This window comes from Halobacillus sp. Marseille-P3879 (assembly GCF_900240285.1).
Taxonomy (GTDB): domain Bacteria; phylum Bacillota; class Bacilli; order Bacillales; family Halobacillaceae; genus Halobacillus_A.
In genome coordinates this window covers 771,413-785,515 of record NZ_OESS01000003.1, presented here as the reverse complement: position 1 = coordinate 785,515, position 14,103 = coordinate 771,413, and the positions used below count along the sequence as shown (strand labels likewise).

Genomic DNA, 14,103 nt, shown 5'->3' with positions numbered 1-14,103 from the left:
TCCTTGGACGAACCTTGTACAATATGGATAATTGCACCAACACACGAAGGGCCCTGAATACAGCAGGAGCAACCTGCTAATTGCCTGAACGAAGAAAGGAAGCCTGCATGAAGACTAAACGAACGGGAGAATGGCTTGAACTTATTATTCCTGAAAAATGGGATGCCTACTCAATCGAACGGATCATGAAAAAGGAGCTTCTCGTACCGCGAAAGCTTCTTCACAAATACCGCACAGAGCGCAGCGTAACACTCAATAAGGAATCAAAGCATTGGAAGCAAACTTTTGTCAAAGCGGGAGACGTGCTGAGAATTCGAGTTTTCGCTCCACAGGAACTCGAAGTAACACCTGCTTATATGGATATAGATGTAATTTATGAAGATGACCATCTTTTAGTGGTAAACAAACCCGTCGGCGTTGATACCCACCCCAATCAGCCAGGGGAGACGAATTCACTTGTAAATGCGGTCGCTTTTTATTTTCAAATGAATGGGATTGAAGCCTCCCCTAAATACGTTCACCGGCTGGACAGAGACACATCGGGGGCAGTTCTTTTTGCCAAGCACGAACTTGCTATCGCTGTACTGGGACAGCAGCTAAAGGACAGAGATATTAAGCGAACTTATCTCGCCTGGGCACACGGCTCGATTAAACGTACAAAAGGTACGATAAACAAACCGATTGGAAAAGACCGGCATCATCCTGTCCGGAGAAGAGTATCCACGAATGGACAAGCCGCTGAAACCCTTTTTGAAGTAATACAATATGACCCTAAACGGAAAGCCTCGCTCCTTAAACTTCAGCTTAACACAGGCAGAACACACCAAATCCGTGTTCATCTTGCCTACATAGGCCACCCTTTATTAGGAGATGTTTTATATGGCGGGAAAGAGGATGTATCCTATAAGCAGGCCCTGCATGCGGCTAAACTTACCTTTGTCCATCCTTTCACGGAAGAACAAATCGAATGTTTAGCACCGCCGCCTGAAGACTCACCCTTATTTTTCAATGAACATGTTCAGTCTCTTTCGGGATCGTAAAAAGTGAGCCGCTGACTGGAGCGGCTCACTTTTTTAATCCATTTGATTGTAAAATTCATCGTATTTTCCTGCACATTTAATATCGAGCTCGGTCAACCCTTTGGCACTCCAAGAGGTCAGTTTCATTGTCACCATTTTATAATCGATGCTGATAAAAGGATGATGCTGAATTTCTTCTGAGTATTCAGCTACTTTGTTTACAAATTCTACTCCTTTTAAAAAGTCTTTAAAACGATACCGTTTTACTATAAATTTGTCGTCCTCGAGCTTCCAATTATCCAGTGAATCCACTCGTTCTCGTTTCTTCTCTTCTGGAATTCTTTCCGCCATTTGAATCACTCCCCGGCTCTTAAATGTTTGCTAAGTTCGATAAATTCATCTACATCTGCTAAGCACTGCTGCAAAGCCTGATCCCAAAACTTTTCTTCTTCAAGGTTTACCTTAAGGTGCTTCATTGCCAAGTCTTCTACCTTCATACTTCCCGTATCCTGCAGCAGAGCAATGTACTTTTCTTCGAATCCCTCCCCCTCTTTCAATGCCTCGGCATAAATACCAAGACTGAAAAGATATCCAAACGTATACGGAAAATTGTAAAAAGGAACACCCGTAATATGAAAGTGTAATTTTGACGACCAGAACGTCGGATCATATTCTTCAAGTATATCTTGATAAGCCTCTTCCTGTGCTTCCACCATCAGCTCATTAAGGCGCTCTTTAGATACTGTACCCGATTTTCTTTCATTATAAAAACGCAGTTCAAATAGATAGCGTGCATGGATATTCATGAAGAAGGCTACACTGCGCTGAACTTTATCCTCAAGGAGGGTTAATTTTTCCTGAGGATCTTGAGCTTTTTTCACAGCTGCGTCAGCTACGATCATTTCAGCAAATGTGGAAGCCGTTTCTGCTACGTTCATCGCATAACCCTGATTGAGTATCGGCAGGTCATTCATTACATGCTGGTGATAGGCATGGCCCAGCTCATGGGCCAACGTAGCCACGTTCGAAAGTGTACCTGAATACGTCATAAATATACGAGTTTCTTTACTATGAGGAAAGCTTGTACAAAAGCCCCCAGGACGTTTGCCCGGACGATCTTCAGCTTCGATCCACCGTTTCTCAAAGGCCTGCTCTGTAAATTGAGCCATAAGAGGACTGAATTCCTTAAATTGATCAATGATAAAACGAGCTCCCTCGCTGTAGTCCATCGTCTGCTCGGACTGACCTATAGGTGCATGTACATCATAAATGCTAAGCTTCTCCACTCCAAGCCAGTGAGCCTTTTCCTTGAGAAATTTTTTATAGTAAGGTTTATATTTTGTAATCACACCCCACATGGTGTTTAACGTCTTTTCACTCATTCGATTGTATTCCAGGGGTTCTTTTAATGGGTTATCCCACCCACGGTGCTTATACGTCTGCAGCCTGAAACCAGCCAGGTGATTTAAAGTTTCACTGAATAAATCCGATTGTGCCTCCCAGGCCTCCTGCCATTTATCAAACATTTCTTTTCTCTCCGCACGGCTTGCAGCATTCAGCTTGTTAGAAGCCTGCCCAATCGATAACTCTTCTCCTTTATGCTCAATTTTCATTTTGCCGACGATCGTATCATACATTTGACCCCATCCATGATATCCATCGACTGCGAGATTATTAATAATTGACTCTTGCTCAATGTCCAGTTTGTCTTTAGCTTTCTCTCTTCGTTCCTCTAATACAAATGCGATTTCAGATAAGGTAAGGTCCAGGAGAAGCGATTTCCAGGTGCTTTCCTCGATTTGGACGAGCTTTTGGTCAAATTGAGTTTGAATATTCTTAAACTTTGCTCCTATCTCACTCCGCACTGCAGTCAAGCGTGAAGCATGCTTATCATTAGTATCCTGAGCCGTTAAACAACTGACAAAAGCACTGAACTGCCTAATTCTCATTGAAACATCCTCCATCCGATTTACCAATGATGTTAAATCAGAGGATTGTTCAGGAATTTTAGGAGGCATAAATCTTTCCACTAAGCTTTGTAAATCAACAAGCTTATCCTCTATTACACCTATATAGTTTCGAAGCTCTTCTGACTGACTTCCGCCTGAAAATATAACTTCAAGGTCCCACGTCGGGTCGTATGTATTCATTTTTAATTCCTCTTTTCATTATGTACTACCTCGATTGTATCAGAATTTTCCATAAGATCGATATCTCACATGCCTTTTTGATCATGAGTATCTAGACTACTTTTTTTCTTTTTTCTCTGGGTACCGGGTACACAAAAGTCATTGTTGTGTACCCGGTACCAAAAAAGCCTCAAAAAAACACTTTTTTTGTTTTCACAGTTGTGTTACACTAAGTTTGTAACATAATTGAAACATTAAAGTTACATAAATGAAATTTTTGTAACAATTTGTCGACTATTAAGTAGTTAAGAAAAAAATGAGTCTTTCAGTTTAAGAACATTTTCACCGGGGAATTTTTTTAGTACAACCGTCACTAGCTTAGTAGGAAATCTTCCATAGAAAGGGGCTTTTTTAAATGAAAAACAGAGCTGAATATGATTCTACAGATTTTATCTATGGTTTAGGTGGTTCCGCATTTCTCACTGGCCTGCTATACGTACTAATCTATATTGTCTAATAAAAAATACTCACCATATTTAAACCCATTTCCTTTTAAGCAGGAAATGGGTTTTTTCATGTAACAATTCAATAACTTTTGTTTTACAATTCAGTCCTCTATACTGAACGAAATGAGGTGATCAAATGATAAAATACCACAAAGGATATACAACAGCTTTCCAGGAAAACAAAATCAGTTTCGGACTGACTATACCTATAGAAAATTATCACAAGCAAGTACCATCTATGGAACAGCAAATTAAACGGGCACGGTTGGCGGAAAAACTTGGATTTCAAGCCCTTTGGCTGCAGGATGTTTTGCTGGAGGATCCAACATTTGAAGACCCGGCTACCGGCCAGATCTTTGACAGCTTCATTTATGCTGTTTATTTAGCAAGCCATACATCAACGATCAATATCGGGACGGCGGCTACAGTTTTACCTTTGAGGCATCCACTAAGAACAGCAAAAGAAACAGCAAGTATCGATCGTCTCTTCCCGGACAGATTTTTGCTTGGAATATCCTCAGGAGACCGGCGCAAGGACTTTGAAGGACTGGATATCCCGATTATGGAACGCAGTGAATGGTTTCGTGATGCATTTCAGGACTTAAATACCGCGCTCTATCATGAGTTTCCAGAATACAGTTCGAGGTACGGAACTATGAAACAAGTAAACCTCGTACCAAAACCGAATCAAAGAATTCCTATGCTTATGACAGGGTATTGTCAACAGACGCTTGACTGGGTGGCTGAACATGGGGACGGATGGATGTTTTATCCTCAAAAGCCGGCTCAACAACAGAAACTTATTACTCATTATCGTAAAAAAGTCCAGCATTACCATGGAAAAGCTTTTCGACCTTTTCTTATGCCACTTCCTATTAACCTTGAGGAAGACAGACACGCGCCTATTCAAAAAATACCTGCCGGCTACCGGACAGGCAGGCTCGGGCTGATTAAAATATTAGAGCAGTATCGTTTAGCCGGTGTGAACCACGTCATGTTCAATTTATCAGCAAGCTCCAGGGATACGGAAGAAGTAATAGACGAATTTGGGAAAGAAGTCATTCCTCATTTTCAATAACAAAGGTGGTATGAAACAATGAATAAACCAGAGATCCTTCTTATGGGCACTCTGCATTTATCAATGGATCCGGATATCGTCAATCATCAGAAGGATCAAATACAGCAGGTAGTAGAGGCACTTAAAGAGTTTAAACCTACAAAAATCGCGGTAGAGAAATCTTTCCTTATTGAAGAGGAACTAGCTCGCAAGTTCCAACAGTATAAAAAAGGTGATCTTATCCCAAGTTATGACGAGGTTGAACAATTTGCTTTTCCATTAGCTCACCACTTTGACCATCCAGCTGTCTACCCTGTTGATGAAATCGTTGATATGTCCAGTCCTTCTTTAAATCAGGTATTTGAATGGGCGAAGGAACATCAGCCTTCCCTGTTTAAAGAAATTCTTAAAATCCAGCAGGACTTAAAACAGATAGAAGACACCTCTTCATTGTCAGCAACGCTTCAATCAATAAACGACCCTCATTATATTTCTCAATTACAACGGGTTTATATGAAATTAACGCGTGTTGGTGACAGGCAGCACCAGGTTGGAGTTAAATGGTTAAAACAGTGGCATGAACGTGACTTAGCCATTACCGCCAATTTGTCACGTCTGGCTGAAGCCAACGATAAAATTCTACTTATCATTGGCTCAGATCATCTGCACTTAATCAAGCAGTTTTTATATGATAGTCAGGATTTCACCTTATCCTCTTACCTACAGTATGCTCCTTAAACAACAAAAAGCAGTCCTTTTGCTAAGGACTGCTTTTTTAAAAGAATTAATCTTCGTCTTTACGATCTTCTAATACTTCTAATGCTGAACGCTTCTTCTTCCTGCCTTTTTTCTTCCAACGGTCGATGTGGATGGTAGGAGTTTCGTAATTATCCGAAGCTCTAATATCAGTATTCGACGCTTTCATGAATGACCAGGCTAGCAGCAGCATAATGAAAACAAGCGGGAACCCACCTACGATACTTGCTGTCTGCAGCGTCTCAAGTCCTCCCAGGAACATTAAGGTCAAAGGCATAATACATAGGGCAAACGCCCAGAATAAACGGTTCCAGCGCAACGGCTCTCCTTCTACTTTCTTCTGTACAACGGCTGCCAGAATATAGGAAGAAGAATCAAATGTAGTAGCCAGGAAAATAATCGCTAACACAGTAAATATTAATACGATAAACTTCGCTAACGGCAGTTGATTCATTATCTCAATTATAGTTGCAGGCGCTCCATTGGTATCAAGGAACCCTATGACATCAAACTGGCCTGTTATCTGCATGTATAGCCCAAAGTTCCCCATTATTCCGAAGAAAAGAATACAACCTAGTGTACCGTAGATCATAGTTCCAAGTATCATTTGTCGAATGGTCCGGCCACGGGAAATCCTCGCTACGAACAACCCGACAAACGGAGCGTACACCAGCCACCATGCCCAATAGAAAACTGTCCAGGATTCCGGGAATAGCGTTTCACCGAAATCGCCTGTATTAGCGAAAGGCTCCATCCAGGTTGCCATTTTAAAGAAATTATCCAGGATAATTCCTAATGAATTAAACGTCGTTTCACTAATAAATTTAGTAGGACCCACTATAAATATAAAAGCCAATAAGAAGATAGCAAGCCAGAGGTTAATATCACTTAATACTTTAATACCTCTGCGGAGTCCAGAGTAAGCACTAATAGCAAAAATCGTGGTACAAATTAACATAATAACCGCTTGCATCCCTAAGGTAACTTCCAGGCCTGTAAGATCACTAATCCCCTCTGCGATCATAGGTGTACCAAGAGCTAAAGTTGTTCCAGCCCCACCCATTAAACCAAACATAAACAGGACATCAATAATTGTACCGATCGGTCCTTCAACTCTTCGGCCCAGTACAGGACGGACCGCCTCACTTACCTTAAGTACAGGTTTTTTTCTCACATAATAAAAGTAAGCAATAGGTAATGCAGGCAGTGTATAAATAGCCCACGCTATCGGCCCCCAGTGGAATATACCATAAGCCGTGGACCATTGAATTGCTTCTTGTGAACCACCCTCTACACCAAATGGAGGCCCTTCATAGTAATAGGCCCATTCAATAACCGCCCAATATAAAATACTCGACCCAATACCGGCTGCAAACAGCATGGCTGCCCAGGAAAAGGTATTAAATTCAGGTTCTTCCCCTTCATCACCCAGTTTAACCTGACCATTTTTACTAAAAGCTACAAAAATTAAAAATGCAAAAATAAGTAGTCCCATAAACATATACATAACACCAAAATTACCACTCACAAATGTATTGGCTTCATTTACCATTTCCTTACCAGCCTCAGGAAAGATAATCAGTGGAATGGTAACACCTAATAAGAGAATGAGTGCACCTATAAACGTGCCCCAATCAATAAGTTTTGTATTCAACCAAATCGTCCCTTTCTTTTTTCTCTTTTTTTAAAAATAATTTAATCTGTTTAGTTTTTTAACGGGGAATGATGCAGGATTTCCGGAGGATGTAGGCAAACACAATGTGAAAGTATAACAAATGTAAATACAGAGGACAAACTAACTTAGTAAGTATAATACCCTATCCGCATCAAAACTATCGGTCTTTTCGACAATTATCTAGAAAATATGACATATTACACGACTTAACTTCCGATTCAGTATTTGCTCTCATGGTTCTATTTATAAGATGAGGCAAAATAGGTTTTCCGATACAGAAAAAAGTCGTTTAATTCTTAAGCTTAATTCCTTTAAGATAGAAGTAACGAATTCGCTCATAAATAAAAGCGCAACTCCATGGGAGTTACGCTTAATCTAAAAGGGGAGACTTTTATGTTCAAAAAAATTAAAGAGGCAATGCCGGACATGGATCCATTATATCTGCCTTCGTTCACCGTCCTGCCTGTTGGAGCGTGGCTGCTGTTTTTCAATCATAATTGGCAGAGTACTTACTTAGCTCTCTATTTCCTGGTTATTATGTTTCTAATTTTCACAGGCTCAGTAGAAATCAGCAGCGAGGAAGGAAAACATCAATTCTTCGGTTACCTCTATATGACTGCAGGGCTTCTACTGGCTGCTTCCGGCCTTATACGGTGGTTGCTGTAAAACTCTAAAAAGAGTACGTGCTGCTCGTAAATAACACTAAATAAAGAAAAGGAACGGCAGAATCATGGGGATCATAACAATCATGGTAAAGATCAGCCATGCACTCTGCTTCTCACTTGTAGTCTGTTTACGATAGGAAATGCCCCAGGCAATTAACAGAACAATGGTCATAATAATGCTCTGTAAATGCAAATCCCCTTCCTTGTTATTCATAAAGATATATACTCCGCCTTCAATAAATAGAAGTACGCCAACTAATATATTAAAAATGTGGGTAAAGCGGCGATGATTCATTTCGTCACCTCATTTTTGTTTTCAACAAAAACAAGTATATCAGAAATGGGAATTAAAAGGGAAGTAACCAGATGGTTTTGCTGCCATCTGGTCACTTAGAATCGATCCACTAACTTTCTTAAAGAATCTGTTATCTCAAAAGCAGGACCGTCCGTTTTTAGAACTTCCCAATGTTCAGGGTAAAACAGCACTTCTAATAATGTCCGGTCATTGGCTGTTAGTGTTAATCCTCCTCTCACGTCCGTTGCAGGAGCTTCAGCGTCTTCTGTATCCGGACTTTCCTTTAACTCTGTTAGTACTTCCTGTATAGTTTCCTCTTCATCTATTGTTTCGCTTTTTCTTTCATCTTCAAAGGAGTAAAGTTTAATTTCCAACGGTCTCTCATAATCGCTCCAGTCATGGTGTATAATTTGGTCTTGTTCAAAAGTGACCGGGTTAAAGAAAAAGTGCTGGTTTATGTAAAAGAGCCCGAATGCGATTAGTGCAGTCATCGATAGTATAATAAAAATACTTTTCTTCTTCATTACCTCACCTCTATTTAATCTCTCTTTATATATACGACCAACAACTGGAGATAGTTTCAATTAATTTTCAAATATTTTGCTTATATTACATCTGTTGTCAAAAAAATCCCTGAGCAAATAGGCTCAGGGAATGTTCAATTTAAATTTCTTTATAAAATCCGGTTGCTTTTCCTATAAAACCTAAGTGTTCATAAATAGAGTGGGCCTGATTGCGTTCTTCCCGATTCCCGCTGTTCAGCGTAATCCTATTTGCTCCCCTTTTTCTTGCCCACTGCTCGGCTTTGTCCATCAAACGGCGGCCTATTCCCTGGCCTTGTGCATGCTGCTCTACTACAAAGGCAATAACTCGGACATGAGTGTCTTCGGTATGATAAGCTTTACAATGCATCATCCCGATCATGCCCTCAAGCATACCTTGTTGCTCATAAACGTAAGTTTGATAAATACCATCTGGAATAATTGCCTCGAGCCTTCTTTCCAACGAAGTTGAACTAGTAGGATAACCTAGTGTGTTCATAAGCCGGGTCATTTGATCAGAATCATTTATTACTGCTTCTCTTATCATTTTCTCTACCCTATATTAAGCTCTGTTCCTGTTTTCTTAGTTCCACTCTTCGAATTTTTCCTGACGTTGTTTTAGGAAGTGTCTCCACAAACTCAATTTTTCTGGGATACTTATATGGAGCAGTAAGGTTCTTCACATGCTCCTGAAGAATTTGAATTAATTTTTCGTCACCTTTAACATCTTCCTGCAGAACAATAAAGGCCTTAACAACGTTCCCTCTTACCTCGTCAGGACTGGCTACCACTGCACATTCTTGGACGGCTGAATGCTTAACTAATGCATCTTCCACTTCAAAAGGTCCGATCGTATAGCCAGAGCTGATAATGATGTCATCACTTCGCCCCTCAAACCAGAAATACCCATCATTGTCTTTCGACGCCTGATCCCCGGTAATGTAATAATTCCCTCTTTGGGCCATTTTCGTACGTTCAGGATCTTTGTAATATTCTCTAAACAACGCAGGAGTTTCAAGATGGACGGCAATATCTCCTACTTCTCCCGGCTCCACAGGTTCTCCCAATTCATTTATAATTTCTACTGTATTTCCGGGTGTAGGACGTCCCATCGATCCAGGCCTTACGTCCATGTCCTTCATAATTCCTACTAATAGAGTATTTTCCGTTTGGCCGTACCCATCCCGTACAGTGACATCAAAATATTTCTGAAAAGTAGAGATTACTTCCCGGTTCAAAGGTTCCCCGGCTGATACGGCGCTGTGGAGTGCATCTAAGTTATAGTTCTCCAAGTCGTCCACTTTCGCCATTAAGCGGTATTCGGTAGGGGTGCAGCATAATACATTGACCTTATACTCGTTCAATAAATTCAAATAAGTTTTCGGTTCGAACTTTCCATTATAAATGAACCCGGTTGCTCCCGTACCAAGCACTGAAAGGAACGGACTCCAAACCCACTTCTGCCAGCCTGGTCCAGCAGTCGCCCAAACAATATCCTTATCCTCGATAGCCAGCCACTGATCAGCTGCTGTTTTTAAATGTGCAAAACCCCAGCCATGAGTATGGACGACTCCTTTTGGATTCCCTGTAGTTCCGGATGTATAAGATAAAAACGCCATTTCATCATGAGTGGTGTCTGCCATTTGTAACTCGCCTGGTTCTTCTTCCTTTAAATCATCAAGACTTACCCAACCTTCCTTAGCACCCCCAATAGAGAAAGCGGTTACATTATTCATTTCATCAACTTCTTTAAATTGATCCGTAAATGGTTGGTAGCATATGACCGCTTTTGCTTCTCCGTGGGATAAGCGATAGGACAAATCCCTGGGACGCAGCATTTCAGAACCTGGTATAACAACTAAACCTGCTTTAAGAGCTCCTAAATAAACTTCATAAGCAGAGATCAGTCTGGGGATCATAACCAGTACTTTATCCCCTTTCTCAAGCCCGCTGTTTAATAGAGCCTCTCCTACTTTATTTGCTTTCGTCATTAATTCTGCATATGTAATTTCTGCTTTTCTCCCATTGCTGTCGAGCCACTTTAATGCTTTTAGCTCTGGATCTTTTGTAAACTTCTCAATTTCTTGTACGATATTATATTGCTCTGGTGCTATTAACTCTTCACGGTTCATGAACGATTCCTCCTACTGCTTTCGATTTACACTAAGAGTATTATAACAAATTTTGAAAATTATTAAAATTATAATTTATACTATAAAACCCATCAGACAGGAGTCTGATGGGTTTTAATCTTACGCTAACCGTTTAAAGTTTTGACCAAGAATCTCATTCATAGAATGCACCGTTATAAAGGCTTGCTCGTCTACAGCCTGCATATACTTCTTTAATTTTGAAAAATCTTTTCGATTCATAATCGTTGTGATGACTTCTTTGTCTTCCTGGTTAAAGGCGCCTTTTGCAAAGTGAATAGTGGCACCTCTCCCCAGGTTATCTACAATAAATTCACGGACTTGTTCACTTTCTCGGCTGATGATCACTACTTCTTTATTGTGATCAAATTGCTGAAGAGCATAATCAATGACTAAACCGTTCAATAAAACCCCAAAGAAGGCATACATTCCTACGGCCGGGCCAAAAATAAATATAGAAGAAGCAGCAATAGCAATGTCGGAAAATAGAACCCCTTTACCTACCTCGATAGAAAAGTATTTATTTAGAATCATCGCGATGACGTCAGTACCACCTGTGGAAGCTCCCTGGTGAAAAACTATCGCCATCCCTGAAGCAGCAATGATTTGTCCAATAATTAATTGAATAAGGAGATCATCGCTCAACGCTTGCTGCATCGGAAAGAATGTTTCCAGACCCCATACCATAAAAGACAGGGCAAAGCTTGCATAAATTGTTTTCGTTCCAAATTGAAATCCTAAAAATATAAAACCAACAATAAACAATACAATATTTAGAAGAATCATAAGTGTCCCCAGGGTCAATTCTGGAAATAATTTGTTTAGTACGATTGATAGACCACTCACGCCGCCAGTTGCTAAATCATTAGGAGATAGGAAAAAGTGGACGTTTACAGCTACCGCAAATGCACCAAGGTTCATAAGTAGAAATGATAATAGTTTATTTGTCATCAGTAAGCCTCCTTCTATAAATATAATTCGTTTATACATCCGATTCTCAAACAGGACATATGGGATTATAGAAGGCTTTTAGGCACTTGTAAACCATTATAAATAAAAATTTTGAAATACTGCGATGTAAGCGGTTGATAACAGATTAGTGCAAATATTACCAAAGATCATTTATGCATAATTATCAACATTAGCTTATAATTTCCCACGCAAACCCCAAAATAGCAAAGCTAAACCAGATCCGTATTCTATTTTGGGCTTGTTCCTTAGTTATAACGCTCTATCGCATACTATGAAGTTATTGACGACTTCCAATTCCACTTTCCCTGCCCGCAATATTCTCAGTCTTGCTCAAGGTTTCTGTTGAATTACCTGGGTGAACAGAAAAAAAGCTTGCAGAGAACTAAAGTATCTCTACAAGCCGCGAACAGTGGTTTATGTTCTTTACGTTCGATATGGGAGCCGGACAGTTACACAAGTTCCTTCTCCTTTACTGCTTTGATAGTTAATTTCGCCATCTAAATCATCAATCATCTTCTTAGTAACCATTATGCCTAAACCTGTACCTTTCTCCTTGGTGGTATAAAATGGCTCGCCTAATTTAGAAAGCTCTTGTTCCGATAAGCCGTGACCATTATCGATAACAGAAATGATCAGTTCCTGTTGATGGATAACGGCTTCTATTTGTACTTCACCGTCTTCTCCCAGAGCTTCCATCGCATTAGCAACTAAGTTAATGAGGATCTGTTTAAGTCTCTTCGGTTCACTGTAAAAACCTTTTAAATTTGAATCACACGTATAATGAATCATGACTTCCTTACTGCTTGAATCAGGGTCTAGTAAACGGCTGACATAAGAAATAATTGCTTCTAAATTTACATACTCCAGCTGTACGGAAGACTTCGGCTTGGAGAGCATCATAAAATCCTGAACAATAGATTCAATTCTATTCACTTCATCTAGAATAATATCATGATAACTGTCTCTTAAATCCGGATTAGCTGCGCCTATTTGCAAAAACCCTTTGATCGCTGTGAGAGGGTTTTTAATTTCATGAGCTACGCCTGCTGCCATTTGAGTAATAGTAGAAAGCTGTCGGGACTTCTCTTCAAGTAAAGACATCTCTTTAATTTTAGTAATTTCTTCATCGATTCCAACAACATACTTCCTGCCTTGATCTTCGGCAGGAAACCCCCTCATGCGGATCCATTTTTTCTCGCCTGCCGGTGTAGTAATGGTATATTCCACCTGATGCTCTTTCTGAGTCATGATAATACCGGCTTCTTTGACTATTTCCAAATATTCATCGTCGATAAGCTCATAGAACGCACCAGGATTATCCATAATGACCTGTTTGTCTAATCCGTAAATATTAGTAAATGCGTCACTGAGGTAATGCAGCTCTCCTAGGTCAGGTGAGCAGATCCAGCATGCTTCTTTAATATTACCTGACAGTAAATTAAAACGCTCTTCGGCATTCCTCATCGATTCCAGCTGTTTATTATACCGGCTGATATCTTTAGCAATAATCGTAGCTCCTTGTTCACTTGGTACAACTGTTATGTCCATCTCAATTCCTGTTTTGTACAAGTGACCGTGGAAGTCTACGGGCTCCTGGGTTTCCATCGCTCTTAAGTAATGCTGAAAAAAGTTATTGTACTCATCTACAGGAAATAACTCCCATAGCTTTTTCCGATAATAGTCAGACAGCTTTAAGCCTACCATTTCCTCCATCTTAGGGTTTGCATAAATTACTTCCCAATTACTGTTCAGCATCGCTAAGCCATAAGGAAAATAATCTGCAGCTTGAACTAAGCGTTCTTTTACCTGGGAAGTCCTTGTGGTACTGGCCCGGGTGTTAAAAGCCTCTGTCATATTTAGTACGCTGCTGGAAGGTAAAGGATTTTGGGTATTTGTATCTTGATAAGATCTTTGTGAAGATTTATTAGTTTTATTGGTGGGTGAGGAAAAAATGACGGCAATATTCCCGTTGGATAAATGAAGCATCTTACACGAGAACACTTTTGACTGGTTACTTACTTGAATAGACACACTTAACTCCGTCTCATTCCATGCCGAAGACTGATGAATAATGCGATAAATTTCACCACGATTATGGATTTGAAACAGGGAAAGCCAATTCGAAAGATGAAGTTTAGTTTCACCAATCTTGAGTTCTGCTGATAACGTTTGATTAAGTGTAACGGTCTGGTGATGAACATCTAGAAGACACGCTGGAGTACTACTAACCTCCAGAATGGCAAGCAATTCTCCGCTATAAAGATGATCGGAATACCTTTCTTTTATCACCAAAATTATGACCTCATTTCTATTCTATTCAATATTTTCCAATGTGGG

The 14,103-nt window shown here is 40.1% G+C and carries 13 protein-coding genes; 4 read left to right on the top strand and 9 right to left on the bottom strand.

All coding sequences use genetic code 11. The features are described from left to right. Positions 1–107 precede the first annotated feature (107 nt). Positions 108–1,040 carry an RluA family pseudouridine synthase gene (locus C1A12_RS18205; RefSeq protein WP_101846553.1) on the top strand — a complete coding sequence of 311 codons (933 nt, stop codon included), beginning with the start codon at positions 108–110 and terminating at the stop codon, positions 1,038–1,040. A gap of 33 nt (positions 1,041–1,073) precedes the next feature. On the opposite strand, the gene C1A12_RS18200 is transcribed toward C1A12_RS18205, so the two are convergent. Together C1A12_RS18200 and C1A12_RS18195 are read right to left on the bottom strand one after the other, a co-directional pair. Next, a complete protein-coding gene (locus C1A12_RS18200; RefSeq protein ID WP_101846184.1) occupies positions 1,074–1,370 on the bottom strand; it encodes a 4a-hydroxytetrahydrobiopterin dehydratase in 297 nt (98 codons plus the stop codon). A 5-nt stretch (positions 1,371–1,375) separates the two neighbouring features. Then, a complete protein-coding gene (locus tag C1A12_RS18195; RefSeq protein WP_101846182.1) occupies positions 1,376–3,169 on the bottom strand; it encodes a M3 family oligoendopeptidase in 1,794 nt (597 codons plus the stop codon). A gap of 621 nt (positions 3,170–3,790) precedes the next feature. On the opposite strand from C1A12_RS18195, the gene C1A12_RS18190 reads away from it, so the two are divergent. Both C1A12_RS18190 and C1A12_RS18185 read left to right on the top strand, forming a co-directional pair. After that, positions 3,791–4,732: a TIGR03571 family LLM class oxidoreductase gene (locus tag C1A12_RS18190; RefSeq protein ID WP_101846180.1), complete on the top strand. Its 942-nt coding sequence runs from the start codon at positions 3,791–3,793 to the stop codon at positions 4,730–4,732. A gap of 18 nt (positions 4,733–4,750) precedes the next feature. After that, complete coding sequence (locus C1A12_RS18185) at positions 4,751–5,449, top strand: DUF5694 domain-containing protein (protein ID WP_101846178.1); 699 nt, start codon at positions 4,751–4,753, stop codon at positions 5,447–5,449. A 46-nt stretch (positions 5,450–5,495) separates the two neighbouring features. On the opposite strand, the gene C1A12_RS18180 is transcribed toward C1A12_RS18185, so the two are convergent. Beyond that, the gene (locus tag C1A12_RS18180; RefSeq protein ID WP_101846176.1) at positions 5,496–7,121 is read right to left on the bottom strand and encodes a BCCT family transporter; all 1,626 of its coding nucleotides are present in this window, start codon (positions 7,119–7,121) and stop codon (positions 5,496–5,498) included. A 414-nt stretch (positions 7,122–7,535) separates the two neighbouring features. On the opposite strand from C1A12_RS18180, the gene C1A12_RS18175 reads away from it, so the two are divergent. Further along, positions 7,536–7,808, top strand: a complete 273-nt coding sequence (locus C1A12_RS18175; protein ID WP_101846174.1) for a hypothetical protein — start codon at positions 7,536–7,538, stop codon at positions 7,806–7,808. 36 nt (positions 7,809–7,844) lie between these two features. On the opposite strand, the gene C1A12_RS18170 is transcribed toward C1A12_RS18175, so the two are convergent. The 6 genes from C1A12_RS18170 to C1A12_RS18145 all read right to left on the bottom strand — a co-directional run bounded on the left by C1A12_RS18170 (position 7,845) and on the right by C1A12_RS18145 (position 14,055). Continuing rightward, positions 7,845–8,102, bottom strand: a complete 258-nt coding sequence (locus C1A12_RS18170; RefSeq protein ID WP_101846172.1) for a hypothetical protein — start codon at positions 8,100–8,102, stop codon at positions 7,845–7,847. Positions 8,103–8,197: 95 nt separating this feature from the next. Then, positions 8,198–8,626 (bottom strand): hypothetical protein, encoded by a 429-nt coding sequence (locus C1A12_RS18165; protein WP_101846170.1) that lies wholly within the window; start codon positions 8,624–8,626, stop codon positions 8,198–8,200. Between the two features lie 139 nt (positions 8,627–8,765). Further along, positions 8,766–9,191, bottom strand: coding sequence for a GNAT family N-acetyltransferase (locus tag C1A12_RS18160; RefSeq protein WP_101846168.1), 426 nt, complete (start codon positions 9,189–9,191; stop codon positions 8,766–8,768). 10 nt (positions 9,192–9,201) lie between these two features. Next, positions 9,202–10,776 carry an acyl-CoA synthetase MbcS gene (mbcS, locus tag C1A12_RS18155; protein WP_101846166.1) on the bottom strand — a complete coding sequence of 525 codons (1,575 nt, stop codon included), beginning with the start codon at positions 10,774–10,776 and terminating at the stop codon, positions 9,202–9,204. Positions 10,777–10,896: 120 nt separating this feature from the next. Next, positions 10,897–11,745, bottom strand: a complete 849-nt coding sequence (locus tag C1A12_RS18150; RefSeq protein WP_101846165.1) for a YitT family protein — start codon at positions 11,743–11,745, stop codon at positions 10,897–10,899. 444 nt (positions 11,746–12,189) lie between these two features. Beyond that, positions 12,190–14,055 carry an ATP-binding protein gene (locus C1A12_RS18145; protein WP_235001679.1) on the bottom strand — a complete coding sequence of 622 codons (1,866 nt, stop codon included), beginning with the start codon at positions 14,053–14,055 and terminating at the stop codon, positions 12,190–12,192. Positions 14,056–14,103: the final 48 nt, after the last annotated feature.

What these genes read in the sequence shown, in the direction of transcription:
- C1A12_RS18205 (WP_101846553.1), top strand. Translation starts at nt 108, where the DNA reads ATGAAGACTAAACGAACGGGAGAATGGCTTGAACTTATTATTCCTGAA.
- C1A12_RS18200 (WP_101846184.1), bottom strand. Translation starts at nt 1,370, where the DNA reads ATGGCGGAAAGAATTCCAGAAGAGAAGAAACGAGAACGAGTGGATTCA.
- C1A12_RS18195 (WP_101846182.1), bottom strand. Translation starts at nt 3,169, where the DNA reads ATGAATACATACGACCCGACGTGGGACCTTGAAGTTATATTTTCAGGC.
- C1A12_RS18190 (WP_101846180.1), top strand. Translation starts at nt 3,791, where the DNA reads ATGATAAAATACCACAAAGGATATACAACAGCTTTCCAGGAAAACAAA.
- C1A12_RS18185 (WP_101846178.1), top strand. Translation starts at nt 4,751, where the DNA reads ATGAATAAACCAGAGATCCTTCTTATGGGCACTCTGCATTTATCAATG.
- C1A12_RS18175 (WP_101846174.1), top strand. Translation starts at nt 7,536, where the DNA reads ATGTTCAAAAAAATTAAAGAGGCAATGCCGGACATGGATCCATTATAT.
- C1A12_RS18170 (WP_101846172.1), bottom strand. Translation starts at nt 8,102, where the DNA reads ATGAATCATCGCCGCTTTACCCACATTTTTAATATATTAGTTGGCGTA.
- C1A12_RS18165 (WP_101846170.1), bottom strand. Translation starts at nt 8,626, where the DNA reads ATGAAGAAGAAAAGTATTTTTATTATACTATCGATGACTGCACTAATC.
- C1A12_RS18160 (WP_101846168.1), bottom strand. Translation starts at nt 9,191, where the DNA reads ATGATAAGAGAAGCAGTAATAAATGATTCTGATCAAATGACCCGGCTT.
- mbcS (WP_101846166.1), bottom strand. Translation starts at nt 10,776, where the DNA reads ATGAACCGTGAAGAGTTAATAGCACCAGAGCAATATAATATCGTACAA.
- C1A12_RS18150 (WP_101846165.1), bottom strand. Translation starts at nt 11,745, where the DNA reads ATGACAAATAAACTATTATCATTTCTACTTATGAACCTTGGTGCATTT.